This is a genomic window from Pseudonocardia acidicola (genome assembly GCF_012911935.1).
In the GTDB taxonomy this organism is placed as follows: domain Bacteria; phylum Actinomycetota; class Actinomycetes; order Mycobacteriales; family Pseudonocardiaceae; genus Pseudonocardia; species Pseudonocardia acidicola.
Map to the genome: position 1 here is coordinate 50,663 of NZ_JAAXLA010000008.1, position 20,252 is coordinate 70,914.

The 20,252-nt window shown below is 75.2% G+C and carries 16 protein-coding genes; 7 read left to right on the plus strand and 9 right to left on the minus strand.

Features of this window, described 5'->3' with window-relative positions:
- Positions 1-125: 125 nt before the first annotated feature.
- From HF526_RS06525 to HF526_RS06545, 5 genes are all read right to left on the minus strand, one after another.
- The gene (locus tag HF526_RS06525) at positions 126-1,982 is read right to left on the minus strand and encodes a DUF222 domain-containing protein (protein ID WP_169380359.1); all 1,857 of its coding nucleotides are present in this window, start codon (positions 1,980-1,982) and stop codon (positions 126-128) included.
- Between the two features lie 472 nt (positions 1,983-2,454).
- Positions 2,455-3,273 (minus strand): glycosyltransferase family 2 protein, encoded by an 819-nt coding sequence (locus HF526_RS06530; RefSeq protein WP_169380360.1) that lies wholly within the window; start codon positions 3,271-3,273, stop codon positions 2,455-2,457.
- On the minus strand, positions 3,270-4,277 hold the full coding sequence (locus tag HF526_RS06535; RefSeq protein ID WP_169380361.1) for a glycosyltransferase: 1,008 nt from the start codon (positions 4,275-4,277) through the stop codon (positions 3,270-3,272). Before HF526_RS06535 ends, HF526_RS06530 begins: the two co-directional genes overlap by 4 nt.
- A complete protein-coding gene (locus tag HF526_RS06540) occupies positions 4,274-5,341 on the minus strand; it encodes a glycosyltransferase (protein WP_169380362.1) in 1,068 nt (355 codons plus the stop codon). Before HF526_RS06540 ends, HF526_RS06535 begins: the two co-directional genes overlap by 4 nt.
- A gap of 207 nt (positions 5,342-5,548) precedes the next feature.
- Positions 5,549-6,475 carry a WcbI family polysaccharide biosynthesis putative acetyltransferase gene (locus tag HF526_RS06545; protein WP_169380363.1) on the minus strand — a complete coding sequence of 309 codons (927 nt, stop codon included), beginning with the start codon at positions 6,473-6,475 and terminating at the stop codon, positions 5,549-5,551.
- A gap of 112 nt (positions 6,476-6,587) precedes the next feature.
- Here HF526_RS06545 and HF526_RS06550 point away from each other — a divergent pair, with 112 nt between their 5' ends.
- Genes HF526_RS06550 through HF526_RS06560 form a run of 3 tightly spaced genes read left to right on the plus strand, consistent with a single transcriptional unit; the run spans position 6,588 to position 9,948 of the window.
- On the plus strand, positions 6,588-7,601 hold the full coding sequence (locus HF526_RS06550) for a glycosyltransferase family protein (protein ID WP_169380364.1): 1,014 nt from the start codon (positions 6,588-6,590) through the stop codon (positions 7,599-7,601).
- Entirely contained in the window at positions 7,598-8,563 is a 966-nt protein-coding gene (locus tag HF526_RS06555) for a glycosyltransferase family protein (RefSeq protein WP_169380365.1), read from the plus strand. The genes HF526_RS06550 and HF526_RS06555 overlap by 4 nt, the downstream gene beginning before the upstream one ends.
- A complete protein-coding gene (locus HF526_RS06560) occupies positions 8,554-9,948 on the plus strand; it encodes a glycosyltransferase family 2 protein (protein ID WP_169380366.1) in 1,395 nt (464 codons plus the stop codon). The genes HF526_RS06555 and HF526_RS06560 overlap by 10 nt, the downstream gene beginning before the upstream one ends.
- On the opposite strand, the gene HF526_RS06565 is transcribed toward HF526_RS06560, so the two are convergent.
- Positions 9,899-10,303, minus strand: coding sequence for a YccF domain-containing protein (locus HF526_RS06565; RefSeq protein ID WP_169380367.1), 405 nt, complete (start codon positions 10,301-10,303; stop codon positions 9,899-9,901). The genes HF526_RS06560 and HF526_RS06565 overlap by 50 nt on opposite strands.
- Positions 10,304-10,485: 182 nt before the next feature.
- Between HF526_RS06565 and HF526_RS06570 the strand changes: the two genes are divergently transcribed.
- Together HF526_RS06570 and HF526_RS06575 are read left to right on the plus strand one after the other, a co-directional pair.
- On the plus strand, positions 10,486-12,165 hold the full coding sequence (locus HF526_RS06570; protein WP_169380368.1) for an MFS transporter: 1,680 nt from the start codon (positions 10,486-10,488) through the stop codon (positions 12,163-12,165).
- Between the two features lie 10 nt (positions 12,166-12,175).
- Positions 12,176-12,316 (plus strand): hypothetical protein, encoded by a 141-nt coding sequence (locus tag HF526_RS06575; protein WP_239028390.1) that lies wholly within the window; start codon positions 12,176-12,178, stop codon positions 12,314-12,316.
- 322 nt (positions 12,317-12,638) lie between these two features.
- On the opposite strand, the gene HF526_RS06580 is transcribed toward HF526_RS06575, so the two are convergent.
- Both HF526_RS06580 and HF526_RS06585 read right to left on the minus strand, forming a co-directional pair.
- Complete coding sequence (locus HF526_RS06580; RefSeq protein WP_169380369.1) at positions 12,639-13,859, minus strand: AI-2E family transporter; 1,221 nt, start codon at positions 13,857-13,859, stop codon at positions 12,639-12,641.
- A 70-nt stretch (positions 13,860-13,929) separates the two neighbouring features.
- A complete protein-coding gene (locus tag HF526_RS06585) occupies positions 13,930-15,372 on the minus strand; it encodes a DUF2252 domain-containing protein (RefSeq protein WP_169380370.1) in 1,443 nt (480 codons plus the stop codon).
- Between the two features lie 73 nt (positions 15,373-15,445).
- On the opposite strand from HF526_RS06585, the gene HF526_RS06590 reads away from it, so the two are divergent.
- Positions 15,446-16,930, plus strand: a complete 1,485-nt coding sequence (locus tag HF526_RS06590) for a chloride channel protein (protein WP_239028402.1) — start codon at positions 15,446-15,448, stop codon at positions 16,928-16,930.
- Here HF526_RS06590 and HF526_RS06595 read toward each other — a convergent pair.
- Entirely contained in the window at positions 16,912-18,663 is a 1,752-nt protein-coding gene (locus HF526_RS06595) for an SHOCT domain-containing protein (RefSeq protein WP_169380371.1), read from the minus strand. The two genes, HF526_RS06590 and HF526_RS06595, sit on opposite strands and share 19 nt — an antisense overlap.
- A gap of 178 nt (positions 18,664-18,841) precedes the next feature.
- Here HF526_RS06595 and HF526_RS06600 point away from each other — a divergent pair, with 178 nt between their 5' ends.
- Entirely contained in the window at positions 18,842-20,191 is a 1,350-nt protein-coding gene (locus HF526_RS06600) for a diacylglycerol/lipid kinase family protein (RefSeq protein ID WP_169380372.1), read from the plus strand.
- The last annotated feature ends 61 nt before the right edge of the window (positions 20,192-20,252 follow it).

Here is a 20,252-nt window from a genome sequence, read left to right on the forward strand (position 1 = left end):
CCTTCGCAGGCGCGGTGCAGATGCCGGTTCCGCGCGGTCCTGGGGTGGGCCGAAGCGAACGGCTGAAACGTTCTCCGGCGTACCGGGCGGTCACGCACACGATCGTGCGCGTGGGATGCCGGTCGTCAGAACGGCGGCGGGTCGAACGGTGGCGGGTCGTCGCCGGGCGGGGCCGGTGGGGTTGCCGGTTCGGGTGGGGCCAGCGGTGGGGGCTCGACGGTGTAGGTATGGCCGCTGGGGGTGGTCCACACGACGGTGCCGTCGGTGAACTGCTGGACGTGCCAGCCGGGGCGTTGCTTGCGGCGGTGGTCGCGCCGGCAGCGGGGTCCGAGATTGGTGGCGGCGGTGGGGCCGGTGCCACCGGCGGGGTCGAACGGGATCGTGTGGTCGAGGTCGCAGCGGTGTGCGGGCACCCGGCAGCCGGGGAACCGGCAGGTCTGATCCCGGGCGATGACATGTTCGGCCAGGCCCGGCGGTGGGCTGTAGCGGGTGGTCCCGACATCGAGCAGGGTGCCCGAGAGCGGGTCGGTGACCAGCCGGCGCCAGGTGCTGCCCGGGTCGGCGGCCAGCCCCCGGGCCTGAGTGGCGGTGATCGGGCCGTAGCCGGCGAGCTCGCCGGGCTGGTCGTCGAGCCCCATCAGGGTCGACAACGCCACGGTGACCCGGATCTGCACGTTCATCGCGACCGGCCGGGCCAGGGTGGGAATGCCCCCGGACGACACGACGCCGGGCAGCCGCCCGGCCCACGCCGCCCCGGTCGCTACCGCAGCCGCACCGGCCCCGACGCCACCACCGGCAGCCTCGGCGCCGGACTCGTGCCGAGCCCGGGCGGTGTCCTCCCCCGGGGAGGTCTCGTGCGTACCCCCGAGCTCGTGCCCGGCGCCGGTCTCGGACGCTGCGCCGGCCTCGGAGACGGCGGCAATCTCAGACGCGGCAGCAGTCCCGGACGCAGCGGCGGTCGGCTCGGGGCTGTTCTCCGAGGAAGCACCGGGCCCGGCTGCGCTGCCGGCCGCCATGGTTGCCGGGTGAGCCGCCCGGCCCGGCGCCCAGCCCGGCGCCCGGCGCGTCCCGGTCTCCGCGGCACCGGCCTCCCGCGTGCCGGGGTCGGCCGCACCACCGGCGCCGGTGCCGGCCAGCGCGGCCGCGGTGCCGGCGCTGCAGTTCCCGGTGCCGTGCAGCACCAGATCCACCAACGCGTCCGCCCGCCGGGCGTCCATCCCGCGCCCCTCGCCGGCCCCACCGGCTCGGCGGGCACACTCGTCGAGCACCGCGTACACCCCGACAGCCTCCACCGCGGGCAACGTCGCCGAAAGCGTGGCCATGCCGTCACGCTCCGGATACAGCGCGACCGCCCGCTTGCGGCGCTGACGCTCATGGCGGCGCTCGGCGGCCCGCTCGTCGACCTGGTGCACCGCTCGCCGCACCGCCGCCCGCAACTGCCCCGGCGTCTGCTTCGGCGCGCTCGGCAACACCCGCGCCTGCACCCGCGCCACCAGTTCGTCATCCAGGTCGGCACAGCCCTCCGCAATGATCCGCGCCTTGTACTCGGTGATCTCCCCGGCGGCCAGCACCGCCCACGTCGCCGGGAAGCGCTCGACCAACCGACGGGCCTCGTCGACCTTCCACGCCGCCGCCCCCGCCGACTCCCGCAGCATCAACCCGATCTCCGCGGTCGCGGGATCCACCGCCTCCGCCCGGGTGCATCCGCGCGGTGGATCAGCCTCCGCCCGGCCGACGAACCCGGCGATCTCCCTGGCCTGGCAGGCCTGGGCCCAGGCGATCACCTTCTGCCAGCCGCCGATGCGCTCCAGGCACTCGAAGCCATCCGTCCGATCCCGGGCGCTCTCCAGCGCGTCGGCGAGCAACCCGTCCGGGCGCTCCCACGACCACCGCGGGGCGCCCGAACGCCCACCAGCCCGCGCGAACCAGCCGCGGTGCCACGGCTGCGACACCGTGGTGACACCCGCGACCGGTTCGAACACATGTTCGATAGTACCAGATATCGGGCACATCACCCGGCGGTGCCGGCTGCGGAACGTGGCGATGTGACGACGGCCGGGACCCCGGTCCACGTCCCCGGAAAGGCCGGTTCCTCCGGCTGCGCCCGCGCACGTGACATACCCACCGGCTCGCCGACGGCGAGGCCGGACTGCCCGGCGCACCTGACCCGCCCACCGGCGCCCCGCCGCGCCGGGCCGATCCGGTGGGATCCGCCAAGTGGCGACGGGCCCACCTCCGCGGCTCCGCCCGATCGCGGGCGGCGCGGTCAGAGCCCGGGTGAGCACCGACGAGTCAACGTCGCCGTCGACGATCATCCCCGCCGGAGTATCTCCCGATCAGGACGAACACCCAGGCCACCGCGCCGGACGGACGTCGTCGCCGACGTGGACCACGGTGTGCCGGCCCTCGACGTGCCGGGGGCTCCATGGGGGTCCGTTCGGGTCGGCCGGACGATCACCGTATCCGCAACACGTCCCGCGCCGGGTCGAACTCCACCGTCCCGGCCTCGGCCAGCTCGGTGAGCCAGCCCGACATCGGCCACCAGCCCCACCGGTCGTGGAACGTCCGGGCGTTGCGGACGATCGCCTCGACCTGACCGGGCGCTGTCCGCGTGCTCGGGTGGTGCTGGTGGTAGGCCCACGCCCCGCCCACCCAGTACATCCGGGCACCGGCGGCCGCCGCGGACATCGCGAAGTCGGTGTCCTCGCCGCCGTAGCCCACGTAGTCCTCGCAGAAGCCGCCGAGCCGCTCCCAGTCCCCCGTGGTGAGCGCGAACGACAGCGACCAGAACAGCTCGAAGCGGTCCTCGGCCCGCAGTTCGTCCGCCGCGGGCACCGGCCGCGCCGGGTGCGCGACGGCCAGCTCACCGAGCCCGTCGGGTGGGTATCCCCCGGGCGGCGCCGGCGGCAGGTAGCCGACCGGGCCGCAGAGCAGTGCGGGCCGCCGGGGCACCCCGCCGGCTGCCTCGGCGTAGCGCGGCAGCAGCCGCGGATCGGGGATGCAGTCGACGTCCAGCCAGACCAGCAGTTCGGCGCCGGCGGCCCGGGCCGCTTCGGCGCCGGCGTTGCGCGCGGCCGCGAGCGGCAGTCCCTCCGCGGGCAGCGGGACGCACAGCATCCTGGTCGGCGGGGCCCCGCGGACCGCGGCGAGCCGCGGCTCCTCCCCCATCCCCACCACGACGTGCAGGTCCGGGGGCCCCGCGGCCAGGCCCGCCCGCTGGCGGTGCAGGTGCCGATCGCGGCGGTGCGTGATCGTGACGACGGCGGTCCTCATGCGCAGGCCAGCTCGTCGAGCAGCGCCGCGGCCCGCTGGCCGCCGCAGCCGGTGGACCATTCCCGCCAGGCCGCGCCGCCCCGCGCCACGGCCCCGGCCAGGAGGCCCGGCCACCGCGTCGGCTCCGGCCAGCGCGCCGCGACGCGCGCGATCCGGGCTCGGCTCAGCGCGGCGGCAGTGGTCCGCTGCTCGCGGTGCGGACGGTCCTGCGGGACGACGACCGCCGGCCGACGCGCCGCGGCCACCTCGGCGATCGCGTTCTGCCCGGCGTGGGTGACCACCACGTCGGCGGCGCACAGCACCGGCCACGGGTCGGCGAGCCAGCCCAGCCAGCGCAGGTTCGCCGTGTCGCCGGGCGCGGGCGGCGGTGGCCCGAGGACGTCCCAGCACCAGTCCGGGGTGGCGGCGGCCGCCGCGCGCACCTGCCCGGCACTCACGTCCAGCCCGCCGGAACCCCACAGCACGAGCACCCGGCGCTCACCCGGCACCGGCGACGGCACCCGGCCGTCGAACCGGGAGATGCCGCCGAGGTGGACGGTCTTGGCCCGCCAGCGTTCGGGCCAGTCGGGCGCGGGCCGCCGTGGCCACGGGGCCAGCAGCCGGTCGGCCAGGTCGTAGGCCAGCCGGTGCGCCCGGTCGGTGCGGTCGCCGGGCTGGGCCATCACCGCGACCGGGACGCCGTGCAGCCGGGCCAGCAGCGCCACCTCCACCGAGACGTCGGTGACGAACAGACGCATCGCGCCGTTGACCAGGGCGTCGGAGATGAGGCCCATCCGGGCTCGCAGGCCGTCGTGGTGGCGGGGCACCCAGTGCAGCGTGCCGCCCCCGCTGACGTCGCGGGCCTCGCCACCGGCGTCGTCGGGCAACCGGAGCCACCGGCCACGCCACCCGTCGGGCGCGGGCCGGGTGGAGAACCCGACGACCGGGGTGCGGGTGGCCGCGGCGATCACCGCCGCCCGGTGCGCATGACCGCTGCCGTGATGGTGCACGTAGTAGCCGATCACGCCACGAGGTCCCGGTAGAGCCGCTCGTAGCCGAGGACCATGGCCTCCACCGAGCACACCCGCTCCGCCCGCCGGCGGGCGGCGGCGCGGTGGAGCCGGGCCGCCCGGACGATTGCCGCGGCGAGCCCGCCGACGTCGCCGGGGGCGGCGAGCACGCCGCAGCTGTCGTCGAGCAGTTCGGGCAGCGCGCCGCGGGCGTACCCGGCGACCGGCGTGCCGCAGGCCAGCGCCTCGGCCACCACCAGACCGTACGGTTCGTCCCAGCACGGCGAGACGACCGCGACGCTCGCCGACCCGACCAGCTCGACGAGCTCGGCGTGGTCGAGATGCCCGACGTAGTGGATGTCGTCGCCGAGCAGCGGCTCGATCCGCTCCCGGAAGTACGCGGGGTCGGAGATGGGCCCGGCGAGCCGCAGCCCGGTGCCGGCCCGGCGGGCCGCGCGGACGGCGTGCTCGGTGCCCTTCTCCGGGACCAGCCGACCCGACCACACGGGCGAGCCGCCGCCGGGCCCCGGCGTCCAGAAGGCGGTGTCGACGCCGTTGCGGACGACGGTCGCGCCCGGCACGGAGCCGGACCACTGCGCCGCGGTGTACCGGCTGACGGCGGCGAAGCGCACCGGTGAGCTGCTCCCCGGCCGCGCCTGCACCGCCGACTCCAGCCACGGCGTCGGCGGCGTGTGCAGCGTCGTGACCAGCGGCATCGCCAGGCTGGGCGCCATCGCGACCGGCAGATAGTGCAGCGAGTTGTTGTGCACGACGTCGTAGCGGTCGCCGTCGTCGGCCAGCTCGAGCATCAGCGCCAGGTAGGCGTGGTGCTCGCTGAGGAACGATTCGGGGGGCATGCTCACATCGCGGCGGGCGTGGTCGGAGATCGGTACCCGCACCGGGAGTTCACGCACGCCGAGGCTCGCGTCGGAGCCCGGCCCGCCGAAGACCTGGACCTGGTGGCCGCGGCTGTGCAGCTGCCGCGCCAGCTGCCACGTGTGCGCCTCCAGCCCGCCCGGGAACGGCTGGCGGATCGGGTGGCGGGCCGAGGCGATCAGGGCGATACGCAGTGCGCTCACCGCGGCAGCGCAGGATCGCCGTGACGTGCCGATTGAGCCATCTGTGCCGTCCCCGAGTGCGTCGAGCCGCGCGGATCCGCCGCTCGCCGCCGAGGCGACGACCGATCGGGTCCGTATGAATGGATGTCTACTCGAGCTGCTTGCTGAACCCGATCAAGACCATCATCGGTCCGCCCCCGTCGGCGCACAACTCGACGCCACACCCGGTCAGGACCTCAGCCCCAGCAGTGCCATCCGGTCGGAGTGCCGGCGCAGGCCCGCGCTGACCCATGCCGGATGCGCGGCATACCAGTCGAGCTGGGCGCGGTGCACGGTCCCGGCCGGCACCGCGACGCCGTCGACCAGCCAGTCGGCGCGGGCCGCGACGCCCAGGTCCAGCGCGGCGATCACCGGTTCCTCCAGCGGCGCGCGTACCCCGCCGAGCAGGGTCCGGCCGGGATCGGCGGCGTCAGCCGGCGCGCCGAGGGCATCCTGCACTCGCCGGGCGAGCGCGACGAGCAGCGGGTTGCCCGGGTGGTTGAGCGTGTGGACGGCGTCCGCGCCGAGGCCGACGAGCAGATCGGACACGGCGACGTCGCAGTCGCGGCGTTCGCGGCGGTGCAGCTCGGCGGCCGACCCCGCGGCCACCGCGCGCAACGCGTCGGGCGGTGCGGTCGTACGCCCGGCCCCGCCCGCGGCGACGGCGAGGGTTCGCAGGTCGTGGTAGGGCACGACGGGTGGGACGGCTGCCGGATCCGACGGGTGCCGCACGATCGCGGAGAACGGGTGCAGCCCGGTGTAGCGCACCACCGGCCAGCGCAGCACCTGCCCGCCCGGAGGCAGCAGCGCGGCGACCTGCGCAGTGCCCAGTGGCAGGTTCCGGTAGCCGTCGCGGACCGGCTGGGAGAGCAGCAGCGCGGCGCGTCCCAGCAACGCCCGCAGGTGCGGTAGGTCGTCCGCGGTGAGCTCGTGCACCGGTGGCACCCGGACCGTGCGGTACGGGAACGCCGGCGATCCGGCGAGCAGCACCCGCAACGACTCCGCATGGCAGTTGCCGTGCACGAACGCCAGCGGCCGGTCATCGGCGCCGCCGATCCCGCCACCACCGGCACCGCCGTAGAACTCGCCGTAGTGCGCCCGCCGCCCCGGATCCATTCGGGCATCGTGCCTGTGACGGGGCGGTTCCGCCCGTCCGGTTGAGATCGGCGCGGACGGGGCATTCCGGCGTCGGGCGGCATCCTGCCCAGCCGAGAGCGGAGGTCCCCGTTTGCGGATCGCGTCAGTTCCGAGCGACCACGTCTACGTCCGGCATCTCGCCGACCCGGTGGGCGACGACGGCGTCGTGCGCCTTCCCGATCCCCCCGTGCCGGGCGCCCCGCCCGGGCAGTGGTGGCCACCACCGATGCTGGAGCCGTCCTGGGTCGCCGCGCACGCCGACGACTTCGACGTCTTCCACCTGCACTTCGGGTTCGACGACCGCACCCCCGGACAGCTGCGCGAGCTGGTCGCGGCGCTGCGCGCGCACCGGCGCCCGTTCGTGCTGACCGTGCACGACCTGCGCAACCCGCACCACCGCGACCCCGCGCAGCACGACGCCGCGCTCGACGTGCTCGTCCCGGCCGCCGCTGCGCTGATCACGCTGACCTCCGGGGCGGCCGCGGCGATCCGCGCGCGGTGGGGCCGGGAGCCGGCCGTCGTGCCGCACCCGCACGTCGTGGACCTGGCCCGGCTGGCCGCGCCGCGCCCCGAGCACGACGGCTTCGTCGTGGGCCTGCACGCGAAGAACCTGCGCGCGAACGCCGACCCGGGGCCGGTCGCCCGGGTGGTCGCCGCCGCGGTGGCGGGTCTGCCCGGGGCCCGGCTGCGGATCGACGTGCACGACGACGAGCCCGGCCGGGCGTTCGCGGCGGCGCTGCCGGACCTCGACGTCCGAGTGCACCCCCGGTTCTCCGACGACGCGCTGTGGGACTACCTCGCCGGGCTCGACGCGTCGGTGCTCCCCTACCGCTTCGGCACGCATTCGGGCTGGCTGGAGGCCTGCCGCGACCTCGGCACCGCGGTGGTGGCACCCAGCTGCGGTTTCTACTCCGAGCAGGGGCCCTGCCTGGTCTACGGCCACGACGAGGCGGGGCTCGACGCCGCGGCGCTGACCGCTGCGGTCCGGACCGCGTACGCGTGGCGACCGTCGTGGCGGGCCGGCGCGGTGGACCGGGCCGCGCAGCGCATCGAGATCGCGAAGGCGCACGCCACGATCTACGCGTCCCTGGCGGCCGGCGGATGAAGGTCCTGGTCCACGCACCGGGCCCGGCGCACCACGGCGTCGTGCGGCACGCGGCCGACGTGGCACGGCTGGCGGCCGAGCACGGCGCCCGCCCGGTCGAGCTGGGCGCCCAGCTCACCCACGCCCAGTTCACCGACGCGCTCTACGGCGCCGACATCGCCTCGGCCGCCGACGCGTTCACCGCCTGGGCGCGGAGCGCGCCCCGCCCGCTGGTCGTGACGCTGCACGACGTGCCCGGAGCCGACCCGGATCCGGCGCGCGACGCCCGGCGCGGCGCCGGGTACGCCCGGGTGATCGCCGCGTGCGACGGCGTCATCGTGTCGGCCGAGCACGAGGCGGCGAAGGTCGAGCGGCTCACCGGCCGGGTGCCGCACATGGTCGAACTGCCGATCGAGCCGCTGCCCGACGGCGGCGTCGCGCCGGAGTGGGCCGGGCGGACCACGCTCGGTGTGCTGGGGTTCGTCCATCCCGGCAAGGGGCACGCCGCGGCGATCGACGCGGCGGCCCGGACCGGCGCCGCCCCGCTGGTCGTGGCGCTCGGCGCGGTGGCGCCCGGCCACGACGAGCTGTACGCCGCGCTGCTCCGGCGGGCCGCGCACCGGGGGGTCGAGCTGCTGGTCACCGGCCCGCTCACCGACGCCGACCTCGCGGCTGGGGCACGCACCGTCACGGTGGCGCTGGCGCCCTACCGGGGGGTGAGCGCGAGCGGATCGCTCGCGACGTGGCTGGCCTGCGGGCGCCGCCCGCTCGTCGCCCGCGGGACCTACGCGTGCGAGCTGGAGCGGCGCCGTCCCGGGACGCTGCACCTGTACGAGGGCGACGCCGCGCTCGACGCCGACCTGCGCCGCGGCCTGGCCGACGACACGTTCACCCGGCTCGACGGCCCGCCGCCGCGTCCCGATGTCGGCGCCGCCCACGTCGCGATCTACCGGCGGCTGCTGGGGTGTAGCGGATGGCCCTGACCGACGTCCTGGTCCCCGGCAACCGCTGGGACCTGCTCGCCCCGTACCCGGTACCGCATCCGCGGGTGTCGATCGTGGTGGCGCACTACGAGCAGCCCGCGCAACTCGCCCGCACCTGGGCCGCGCTGTGCGCCCAGACCCGCCCACCGGCCGAAGTGATCATCACCGACGACGGATCGGCCACGCCGCCACGGTCCCCGCGCGGCGGCCCGCCGGTGCGGGTGGTGCGCCAGGACGACCGCGGCTTCCGCGCCGCCGCCGCGCGCAACCTCGGCGCGCGGCACGCGACCGGTGAGGTCCTGGTGTTCCTCGACGCCGACACCGTCCCGGAGCCCGGATTCGTCGAGCAGATCGTCCGGCGGATCGCGGTCTGTCCCGACGTGCTCGCCGTCGGGCGGCGCCGGCACGCCGACCTGAGCGGCTTGTCCCCCGCGACCGTGACCGCCTGGTTGACCGGTGCCGGCGCCGCACCACCCGAGCTGCCCGAACCCGGATGGCTGCGCGACGGCTACCGCACCAGCCGCGACCTGCTCGACGCCGACGGCCGCAGCTTCCGCTTCGTGATCAGCGCGGTGCTGGCCTGCCGGCGGGCCCTGTTCGCCGATCTCGGCGGTTTCGACGAGCGGTTCGTCGGTTACGGCGGCGAAGACTGGGATCTGGCCTACCGGGCCTGGAACGCCGGGGCGGTGCTCGTGCACGAGCGGGACGCGGTGGCCTGGCACGACGGCCCCGACTGGGCCGGCCGGGCGGCCGACCGGACGCGCAAGGACGCCGAGGCCACCCGGCTCGCCGCGCTCATCCCGGAACCGGCCACCCGGGGCGTCGCGCTGCCCGGCGCGGTGCCGGACGTGCTGGTCGACCTCGAGGCAGGCTGGTCGCTGCCCGACACCGCCCGCTGTGTGCACGCCCTCCTCGGCCAGACCCACCGCGACCTGCGGATCCGGCTGCCCGGCGGCCCGGATACCGCAGCCCTGTCCGAGCTCTACGCCGGGGTGGCCGGCACCGCGGCGTGGACCCCCGACCAGCTGCGCCGGGCCCGGATACACCTGCGCCTGCACCGACCGGCGGCCCTGCCGCCCGACGCCGTCGCGGCCGCCGTGCAACGCATCGTGTGCGACGACCTGGGCGCGGTCGAGCTGCGCTCGGCCGGTGCGACCGTCGGCACCGCCGTGTCGGCACGGGCTCGCGGGCGGGCACGGCGCTGGGCCGGCCGGCTCCCCGCGGCCACCGTGTGCGCGCACGCGTTCGGCACCGGCGTGGTCGAGCTGGACCCCGGCCCGGCGCCGCGTGACGACCTGGCCGGGTTCTTCGCCGCGGCGGCGGAACCGCGCCCGCTCAGGCCCCGACCGGCTGGCGCAGTTCGCGGTCGTCGACGGACACGATGACGCGGCCCAGCGGGACGAGCGAGACCGGGATCAGCTTCAGGTTCGCGATCGCCAGCGGGATGCCGATGATCGTCACGGCCAGCGCGATGGCCGTGGCCAGGTGGCCCAGCGCGAGCCACCAGCCGGCGAAGATGATCCAGATGATGTTGCCGATCGTGGACGGCGCGCCGGCATCGGGACGCTTCACCAGCTGGCGACCGAACGGCCACAGCGAGAAGTCGGCGATGCGGAACGCAGCCAGGCCGAACGGGATCGTCACGATGAGCAGGCAGCAGATGACGCCCGCGATCGCGTAGCCGATGGCCAGCCAGATCCCGCAGAGCAGCAGCCAGATGACGTTGAGCACGGTGCGCATGGCGTTCGGTCCTCGTCCAGGGGACCTCCAGTCTGCCCGCACGATCCCGGCGATGCCTCACCCCCGGCGGGCGACGGCTGCTCGTTCACCCGACGAGGGTGATGAATCCCCCGCCGGAGGGCCGACATGATGCGCCCGCGCGGCCCGCCCTGGATGTCGCGTGCCCGGGGAGGTCGTCGCGCATGAACCGGTGGAAACCGCTGATCGTCCTCGGCGCGGCCCAGTTCCTCGTCGTGCTCGACACCTCGGTCATGAACGTGTCGATCAGCCAGCTGGTGGCGGACTTCCACACCACCGTCACCGCGATCCAGGCCGTCATCACCCTCTACACCCTGGTGATGGCCGCCTTCCTGATCACCGGCAGCAAGATCGGCGACCTGATCGGCCGGCGGCGGGCGTTCGGCGTCGGCCTGGTGGTCTACGGAGTCGGCTCACTGCTCACCGCGATCGCGCCCACGCTGTGGGTGCTCGCCCTCGGCTGGTCGGTCATCGAGGGACTCGGCGGCGCGCTCGTACTGCCGGCCCTGGCCGCGCTGGTCGGCGGCAACTACGCCGGCCGGGAGCGCGCGATCGCCTACGGCGTGATCGGTGGGCTGGCGGGCGCGGGTATCGCGGTGGGGCCGCTGCTCGGCGGCTGGGTGACCACCTACCTCACCTGGCGGCTGGTGTTCGCCGGCGAGGTCGTGGTCGTGCTGCTGATCCTGGCGACGATCCGCTGGATCGGCGACGTGGCCGCCACCGGCCCGCGCCGCGAGCTGGACCTGGTCGGTGCCGCGCTGTCGGTGATCGGGCTGGCCCTGGTGGTGCTCGGCGTCCTGCAGAGCAGCACGTGGGGTTGGCTGCGGCCGCGCAACTCGCCGGTCACGATCTTCGGGTTCTCGCTGACCCCCTTCGTCATCGCCACCGGGCTCGTGGCCCTGGGGCTGCTGCGCACGTGGCTCCGCCACCGGGAGGCCCAGGGTCGCGATCCGCTGTTCCGGTGGAGTCTGTTCGGCATCCGGCCGCTGCGCGCCGCGCTGTCCACGCTGCTCGCGCAGAACCTGATCCTGCTCGGCGTCTTCTTCACGATCCCGCTGTACCTGCAGGTCGTGCTGGGCTTCAACGCGTTCGAGACCGGCCTGCGGCTGCTCCCGGTCTCGATCACGATGTTGCTGACGTCGATGAGCGCGCCACTGCTCAACCGGGTCGCCGCTCCCCGGCAGGTGGTCCGGATCGGTTTCGGGGTGCTGGTCGCCGCCACGCTGTGGCTGGTCGCGGCGATCGGACCGCAGCTCGACGACGTGTCCTTCGCGGTGGCCATGGCCGTGCTGGGGATCGGCATGGGGCTGCTCGCCGCCCAGCTGGGCAACGTGGCCCAGTCGAGCGTGGGCGAGGCCGACCGCAGCGAGGTCGGCGGCCTGCAGTACACCTCCCAGAACCTCGGCTCGTCGCTCGGCACCGCGTTGATCGGCGCCATCCTCATCGGCGCGCTGGCGAGCGGCGCGCAGGCCGGGCTCGCCGCGAATCCGCAGGTCTCCGACGCTGTCAAGCAGCAGGCCGGCACCGCCATCGAGGCCGGCATCTCCTTCGTGCCCGTCGATCAGGTGCGCGCCACGCTGGCCCAGGCGCACATCCCGCCCGCCGAGGCCGACGCGCTCGCCGCCACCTATGCCGACGCGCAGGTGCAGGCACTGAAGGTCGCGCTGCTCGCGGCGGCGGCGGTCGCCCTGTTCAGCCTGTTCCTCACCCGGGATCTGCCGACCGTCCGGCTCGCCGAGAAGCCGAAGGCGGGGGCGGCCGCGGCTCATCCCCCTCGGGTGACGACGGCGGCGGCGCCGCGCAGCCAGGATCGGCACGCGCCGTCGCCGCCAGAGATGACATGAGATGGACCGGATGACTGTTTTCGCCGGGAACCGCTGGGCCGCGCCGCTCGCTCGGGCGCTCCGCCGCGCCGGCGCGCAGACGGTCGCCGGCCGGCGGATTCCGGTCCGGGCCCTGCTCGCGTCGCTGGACGCGGTCGAGACACAAGCCTGAGCAGGAGGGAGCACGCAGATGGAGCAGCAACGACGTCCTTCGCCGTGGACCGATCACGCGGTGTGGACCGGACGCTCGTGGCAGGCGTGGGTGCTCTGGTCCAGTACGCGCTCACACCGGGCCAGGGGGCGGGCCGCCGCGGCCCGGGGTGCGGCGGGCAGCGGGGCCGCAACGGCGCGCTGACCGCCGGGGCACACGGGTCGACCACCGATCACAGCAGGACGGTCATGCGGGTCTGCTGCGTGGCGTCGCCCGCACCGCCGTCGTCGCCGGGACGGCCCAGCAGGCCCGCATCCTCGGTACCTGACCGGCCCCGGCCCGGCTATCCCGGCCGGCGGTCGGCCGCCGCCGGCACCCGGTCGGCCTTCTCGTCCGGGCAGGAACCGTCCCCCGCCTCCCCGGATGCGTGCGCCTTCGCGGCCTTCTTCTCGGCCCGGCTCGGCCGGTCCGGCGACCGGATCAGCGCAGCGACCCAGCCGGCCCGCGGATCGGTGTCCACCAGCAGGGCCTTCGCCAACAGCGTCATCGGGATGGCCAGCAGCGCCCCGAGCGGACCGAGCACCCAGGTCCAGAAGAACAGCACGACGAACGACATGGTGGTCGACAGGCCGACCGAGTCGCCGACGAACCGCGGCTGGACCAGCGACTGGATCACCAGGTTCAGCACGCAATAGAGGACGATCACCCAGAGCATCAGCTTCCAGCCGCCGGTGAGCAGCGCGAGCAGCGCCGGCGGGATGAGGCCCAGGATGAACCCGATGTTGGGGATGTAGTTCGTGATGAAGGCGAGGACGCCCCACAGGATCGCGAGCGGGACCCCGAGCAGCGCCAGCCCGATCGTGTCGAGCACGGCGACGATCAGCCCGAAGACCGTCGTGACGACGAGGTAGCTGCGGGTGCCCCGGGCGAAGTCCCCCAGGGCGGCCGCGATGGGCGCCCGGTCGGCGGCGATCTCCGCCATCCGGGCGGGAACGCCGCTGCTCTCTGCGCTGAGGAACAGCAGCAGCGCCAGCAGGAACACCACGCTCGTCAGCACGCTCGTCAGGCTCGCCAGCAGCGAGCCGACCACGCCGACGAGCTTGCCGAGGTCCGCAGAGCTCGCCGTGGTCTTGGCGGTCTGCGGGTCGACGCCCAGCTTCTGCAGCGCGTCGGTGATGTTCTTGAGCAGGTTCTGGATCTGCGTCGCGTAGGTGGGCAGCAACGTGGCCAGCTGGGCGACCGAGACCACCACGGTGAGCACCAGCGCGACGATCACCGCGTAGACCGCGAGCACCAGCACCAGCGTCGACAGCCAGGACGGCCACCCGTGCCGCCGTGTCCATCGCTGCACGGGGCTCACCGCGATGACGATGATCATGGCGAGGAGGATCGGCCCGAGCAGCCACGCGACCTCCTTGACACCCGCGATGACGACGACCGCGGCCGCGGCCCCCAGCAGGACGATCAGGCCGCGCGGGAGCGTAGGGGCGGCCGGCGCGCCGGGGCCGGTTTCGCCGTCGGCGTCGCCGACTGCGCCGGCTGCCGGCGCGGGCGAGGTGCTCATCCCGCGACGCTAAGGCCCCGCAAGGGCACAGACCTCACCCGCGGCGGGCGGTCTCCCGGCGCGGCCACGCCTAGAGACCGGCCTGCGCGGTGACCCGTCCCGACGCGATGGCCTCCCGCAATTGGGCGTGGTCGCGTTCGTTCTGGTCGGCGTACACCTCGGCGAACGTCGCGATCGCGCGGTCGAATGCGTCGCCGCCACCCAGATAGGCCGCGATGGCGATGCGGTCACCGGAGCGCGCGTGTGCCCGGGCCAGCGCCCAGCCGCAGAGCTCCGCGTACGCCTGCACGCCCGAGGGCACCATCGTCTCGATCTCGGCCGACGCCTTCCAGTCCCGCAGCTGGCGGACGTAGAAGTCCCGGGTCTTCCCGTCGATGCCCGCGGTCCGCTGCCAGCCCAGGAAGATGTCGCTCGCGGCCTGCATCAACCGCTGCCCGGCCACCACCCGGTGCCCGGCGTTGTCGTACCGGCTGGCGCCGAGGAACCTCTCGAGGACGGACGGTCCCGCCTCCTTGATCTGCAGGAACAGCGGGTCGGTCTCGTCGCGGCCGAACAGCAGCACGATCCAGCACCGGGTGCCGACGCTGCCCACCCCGACCACCTTGCGGGCCAGGTCGACGGGGCGGTACTGCTCGACCAGCGTGCGCCGGTCACCCTGCAGGGAGCGCCGGTACCCGCGCAGCAGGTCATGGAGCTGCTCCTCGAACCGGTCTCGCTCGATGCCCTCGGGATACAGGTCGTCGATCGGCACGACCAGCGGCGGGTCGGCCACGATCCGGGGCTTGCCGTCCGTCTGTGCGACCAGCTTCTCCAGCGCCTGCATGCTGTCCCTGGTGTGCGCCTTCTCGAGGATGCGCGACAGCCTGGCCCGCTGGCGGGCGCGCAACTGGCGGTCGAGCTCGGCCTGGATCTGGGCCATGCCGGCGCGGGAGTACCAGACCTGGAGGTTGGTCATGCCGGCGAAGGCGCGCATCGCCTGGCGGTAGCCGCGCACCGCCGCCGGCACGATGGGGCGGCGGTCCTTGGCCGAGAAGCCGTTGTCCCGCGCGGCGATCTCCAGGCTGGCCGCGAGCCGCTTGACGTCCCACTCCCACGGCCCGGGCAGCGTCTCGTCGAAGTCGTTGACGTCGAAGAGCAGCTGTCGCTCCGGGGAACCGAAGATGCCGAAGTTGGACAGGTGCGCGTCCCCGCACAGCTGCACGCCGAGCCCCGACTGCGGCGTCCCGGCCAGGTCGGCGGCCATCACCAGGGCGGCGCCCCGGAAGAAGGAGAACGGGGAGACCGCCATCCGCCCGTACCGGATCGGCACGAGCTCCGGAACCCGATCGGCGGCCTGGCTCTCCAGCAGCTCGACGGGGCCCGGCCGCGACGGCCCGGGGTCGAAGGCGGCGTGGGCGGAGCGCGGGACACGCGCCCGCGCCGCCCGGCCCGCCGCGGCGCGCTCCGCCGGGGTCAGCTGCCTCTCGGACGCGCTGGTCCGGGCCCGTCCGCGACGGGCGGCGGTCTGGGTCATCGTGGCTCCTCGGTTCGGCACCGAACGCGACGCTGCCCGGCGCCGGGCGGATGCGCATCATCCACCTTGGGTGATGGCACGTCGGGGCACGGCCGCCACCCTGCTGCGGGCGGCGTGCCCGGACGTCCGCGAGGAGGTCGAGATGGATCCATCCGGACCTGCCGGCCCGGCGGCGCCTGCCGATCCCGTGGCACTGCTGCGCAGCCGCAGCTACGTGCAGCTCCTCGTGCTGGCCGCACTCGTCGGGATCCCGATCTCCGCGGCGGCGTACGGCTTCCTGGTGCTCGTCTCCGCGCTGCAACGGTGGCTGTTCCGGGAGCTGCCGGTCGCGCTGGGTCTGGCTGTGGCTCCGCTGTGGTGGCCGATCCCGCTGCTGCTGATCGGTGGCCTGCTGGTCGCCCTCGCGATCCGCCACCTGCCCGGGCACGGCGGCCATTCGCCCGTCGACGGCTTCCACGCCGGCGGCGCCCCCACGCCGCGAGAGCTGCCCGGCGTCGTGGCCGCCGCGCTGGCCACCCTGGCCTTCGGTGCCGCACTCGGACCCGAGGCCCCGCTGATCGCCCTCGGCGGCGGGCTCGGGGTCTGCGCGGTGCGGCTGGCCCGTCGCGACCCGCCCGCCCAGGCGGCCGCGGTGCTGGCCGCCGCGGGCAGCTTCGCGTCCATCAGCGCCCTGTTCGGGTCGCCGTTGCCAGCGGCATTCCTGTTGATGGAGGCCTCCGGGATCGGCGGGACCATGCTCGGGCTGGTGCTCGTCCCGGGCTTGCTGGCCGCCGGGATCGGTTCCCTGATCTTCCTCGGGCTGGGCTCGCTGACCGGGCTCGGGGCGTTCTCGCTGGCGATACCCGGCCTGCCCGCGCTCACCTCGCCGACCGTCGCCGGGTTCGGCTGGGCGGTCGCGTTCGGTGTCGCGGCCGCGTTCATCGGCACCGGGATCCACCGACTGGCCCTGGTGCTGCGGGCGCGGGTCGAGCGGCGGCTCCTACTGCTGACGCCGGTGGCCGGGCTCGTCGTGGCGGGCTGCGCCGTTCTCTACACGGCGGTGACCGGCAAGGGCTGGTCGGACGTGCTGTTCTCCGGGCAGGACCAGCTCGGTCCGCTGATCGGGAACCACGCCGGCTACCCGGTGGGCGCACTCCTGCTGCTCCTGGCCTGCAAGGGGCTGGCCTACGCCGTGTCGCTGAGCAGCTTCCGTGGCGGCCCGGTGTTCCCGGCGATGTTCATCGGCGCGGCAGGCGGTATCGCGGCGTCCCACCTGCCGGGGCTCTCGCTGGTGGCCGGGGTGGCCATCGGTATCGGTGGCATGTCCGTGGCGATGCTGCGGCTCCCCTTGACATCGGTGCTGCTGCCCTCGCTGCTGCTCGGTTCCGACGGGCTCGCCGCGATGCCGCTGGTCATCGTCGCGGTCGTGGTCGCGCACGTGGTGACCGCCCGGCTCACTCCCCCGGCCCCGGCGGCGCCCGCCGGTGAACCCGCCACGGAGGACGAACCCGCCGAGCAGGGGGCGACCGGACGGCCCGCCCGCAGGCCGGTTCCCGGCCCTCAGAGTGCCAGCAGCTGAGTCTTCTCCCGGACGAACTCCTCCTCGGTGAGGACCCCGGCGGCCCGAGCGTCCCCCAGCCGCATCAGCAGGTCCAGCCGGCTGCCCATGGTGGACAGGTTCTCCGCGGTCACCGGGCGGCGGGCCTGCGCGGCAGGGACCGGCGGGGGCGGGGCCGGTGGAGCCGGGGCCGCGCCGGGTGCGGTGCCGGGTGCGGGCGGGGCCGGCGGTGCAGCCGGTGCGGCGGTGTGCCCGGCGGGCACTCCGGCCGGCGCGGCGGCCTCCCCTGCCGGCGCGGTAGGTGCAGCCGGCGCGGTCACGGGCGTCGCCGCCTGCGCCTGCTCGGCACCACCGACCACAGCCGGGCCCGGGGCCGGCATGGGCGCCGCGGCGTGCGCCTGCTCGGCAGCACCGCCGGCGCCGGCGAGCGCCGGTTCGGGCTGTCCACCCTCCGGCGGGGGCCCGAGTCGATCGGGCTGCGCCGTCGGTACCGGCGCCGCACCCGGCTCCGGCGCCTGGGCCTGGATCCACTCCAGCAGCCCCAGGTACAGCACCACCAGCGCGGCCACCCAGATCAGCACGGACAGCGTCGGCTGCGGCCAGAACAGCAACACCAGCGCGCCGAGCACGACACCGAGCCAACGCGCCGCCCGCAGGTTCCGCCGGAGGAACACGGCGAGGCCGGCGAGCCGCTGCGGCAGGCCCATCCCGTCGATGAACGTCCGGGTGTCGGCGGCGACGCGGTGCGTCCACGGCTCGGCCGGCACGGCGGCGGCCCCGCCGGCCTCGGCACCGGCGGCGGCCCGCTCGGCGGCGGCCGCGCGGGCCGCCTCGTGCGACTGCCGGCGCCGGCGGATCTGCGCGACGGCGGCGTGGTAGCCGCGCCGGATGGCCGGGATCAGGCCCAGCCGGCCCCACAGCAGCGTCACCACGAGGATCACGGCCACGCCCGCGACCAGCCACAGCGTCCAGGTGCGCAGGCTGGCGGCAACCAGGCCGTAGACCGCGCTCGCAGCCTCCACGTTCTCCGGCTTGACCTGCGCGAGCAGCGGTCCCTGGGCCAGCCGCAGCGCGATCAGTACCAGCAGACCGAGCACCAGGGTCGTCACCGACCAGGCGCGCAGCGTGCGCAGCGTGCGGTGGGACACCACCAGGGCGCCGATCAGTGCCGCGATCGCGAGCAGGCCGGTCCACAACCACAGCGACTTCAGCAGGTCGATGGCCGTGTACAGCTTCGGCGCGTCCGCGCGGGTGAGCACGGTGACCCCGATGTCGCTCGGGATCAGGTTGATCACCTGGCCGGCGAGCCCGGTGCGGTTCTGCGGGGGGATGAGAGCCTTGGCCTGCCCGAGGGTGAACGTCACCGACTGCCCGTTCACCAGCTGTGTGTGCGCCGAGGTGAGAGCCGCGGTGGTCAGCGAGGCGAAGGCAGGTGAGGTGAGCACCGTCTGCACGCCCTTGGACAGCAGCGACCGGGCGCCGTCCTCGATCGAGGGCCGGAAGCTCTGCAGCCGCGGCGGCAGGACCGACACCGCGTCGTCGATCGCCTTCTGCACGTCCGGCTGGGCCATGATCGTGTCGGTGACGCCGGCGTCGAGCCGGGCCTGCACCGCCGGTTGGTCCAGGACCACCTGAGCCCCGGAGACGAAGACCTCGGTGTTGATCACGTGCCGGCGGGTCCACAACGACGCGCTGGACAACACCAGGCACACGGCACTGACGACGATCAGCAGGCCGACGACGAAACGGCGCATGGCCTCTCCTCCACCGCTCCGCAGAGCGCTCCGCAGGACCTCCGTTGAGGGTCGTCGCCGCCGGGCCTGCGGGAATCACCCCGGGCGGATGACGTCCGCACCGCCGCGGCCCCGGATCCTCGCTGGTCACCGTGGCTCGTCGGCCGCGGCCGTGGGCGCGCGGGCGAGGAGCAGCGGCATGACCGATACCGGCCGGACCGGTTCGCCACCGATACCGCCCCCGTTCGTACCGCCCCCCACCGCCGGCAGCGTCACGCTCACCGGAGGGCAGCGGCTCGCCGCGGTCATCGCACTGCTCGCAGCGGCGACCACGCTCGTGCTCGCCGTCATCGCGGCGGTCCTGGGGTTCCCGCGCGGGCTGGGCGTGCTGGTCTGCGTGGCGGCCGCCCTGGCGGCGGCCTGGTTCGGGGTGCTGCGCCGGGGCGTCACCCGGCTCGCGGGCCTGCTGATCGCGGCCCTCGCGCTGGCCGGGGCCGCGCTGCCGCTGACGTCCGACGGCGGGTGGCATGACCTCCTGGTGATCAGCACCGGGGTCTGGTTGTCGCACGCGGCCGCCCGGGTGGCGTTCCGGGTGCAGGTGCGGCTGCCGGCGGCGCCGCGGCCGCAGCGCCCCGTGCTGTTCGTCGACCCGCGCTCGGGCAGCGGCGCGGCGGCCCGGGTCGGGCTGGCCGACGAGGCGGCGGCCCGCGGGATCCGGACCATCGGCCTCACCCCCGGAGACGACCTCGACGCGCTGGTGCGCACCGCGGTGGCCGACGGCGCCGACGCGGTCGCCGTCGCCGGCGACGACCGCGCGCAGGCGGTGGTCGCCGGGGTGGCCGCGGAGTACGCGCTGCCCTACGCGTGCATCCCGGCCGGGACCCGCAACCAGTTCGCGCTCGACCTGGGCGTGGATCCTCAGGACCCCGTCGGCGCCCTCGACGCGTTCGTCGACGGCGGCGAACACCTCGTCGATCTCGGCGACGTCAACGGGCGGGTGTTCGTCAACACCGTCTCGATGGGCCGCTATGCCGGGAGGGTGCGGAAGGAGCGCCACCCCGACGCCGAGCTGCGCACCCTGCTCGGCACGCTGCCGATCGTGCTCTACCCGGACGACCGCGCACCGGAGCTGTGCTGGACCGGGCCGGACGGGCAACCGCTCCGGGCGGCGGCCACGATCCTGGTCTCGAACAACCGCTATCGTCTCGGGCACGGTGCCGGCGCCGGCACCCGCCCGCGGATCGACGCCGGCGTGCTCGGGGTCGCGGTGATCCCGGCCCGTCCGCAGGATGGCGGCGCGACGCCGTCGCCGTGGTGGCTGTGGTCGGCGACCGCGTTCGACGTGGACTCCGAGGGACCGGTGCCGCTCGGAGTCGACGGCGAGACGGTCGTGCTCCCGCCCCCGATCCGGTTCCGGATCCGCCCCGGGGTGCTGCGCGCCCGGGTCGCTCGCCGCCACCCCGGAGCGTCACCCTCCGCGCTCGAACCCGACGGCGTCGTGGCGGGCCTGCGCGCGCTCGCCGCGATCGCCGCCGGCCGGGTCACATGATCGACGGCGTGCTGCCGGACACGTCGTCGTGAGCCGCGGCCGGCGACCGGGCCGGTCATCC

Excerpts from the sequence above, each read along its gene's own strand:
- HF526_RS06530 (WP_169380360.1), bottom strand. The coding sequence starts at position 3,273 with ATGAGGACCGCCGTCGTCACGATCACGCACCGCCGCGATCGGCACCTG.
- HF526_RS06545 (WP_169380363.1), bottom strand. The coding sequence starts at position 6,475 with ATGGATCCGGGGCGGCGGGCGCACTACGGCGAGTTCTACGGCGGTGCC.
- HF526_RS06555 (WP_169380365.1), top strand. The coding sequence starts at position 7,598 with ATGAAGGTCCTGGTCCACGCACCGGGCCCGGCGCACCACGGCGTCGTG.
- HF526_RS06560 (WP_169380366.1), top strand. The coding sequence starts at position 8,554 with ATGGCCCTGACCGACGTCCTGGTCCCCGGCAACCGCTGGGACCTGCTC.
- HF526_RS06565 (WP_169380367.1), bottom strand. The coding sequence starts at position 10,303 with ATGCGCACCGTGCTCAACGTCATCTGGCTGCTGCTCTGCGGGATCTGG.
- HF526_RS06570 (WP_169380368.1), top strand. The coding sequence starts at position 10,486 with ATGAACCGGTGGAAACCGCTGATCGTCCTCGGCGCGGCCCAGTTCCTC.
- HF526_RS06575 (WP_239028390.1), top strand. The coding sequence starts at position 12,176 with ATGACTGTTTTCGCCGGGAACCGCTGGGCCGCGCCGCTCGCTCGGGCG.
- HF526_RS06580 (WP_169380369.1), bottom strand. The coding sequence starts at position 13,859 with ATGAGCACCTCGCCCGCGCCGGCAGCCGGCGCAGTCGGCGACGCCGAC.
- HF526_RS06585 (WP_169380370.1), bottom strand. The coding sequence starts at position 15,372 with ATGACCCAGACCGCCGCCCGTCGCGGACGGGCCCGGACCAGCGCGTCC.
- HF526_RS06590 (WP_239028402.1), top strand. The coding sequence starts at position 15,446 with ATGGCACGTCGGGGCACGGCCGCCACCCTGCTGCGGGCGGCGTGCCCG.
- HF526_RS06595 (WP_169380371.1), bottom strand. The coding sequence starts at position 18,663 with ATGCGCCGTTTCGTCGTCGGCCTGCTGATCGTCGTCAGTGCCGTGTGC.
- HF526_RS06600 (WP_169380372.1), top strand. The coding sequence starts at position 18,842 with ATGACCGATACCGGCCGGACCGGTTCGCCACCGATACCGCCCCCGTTC.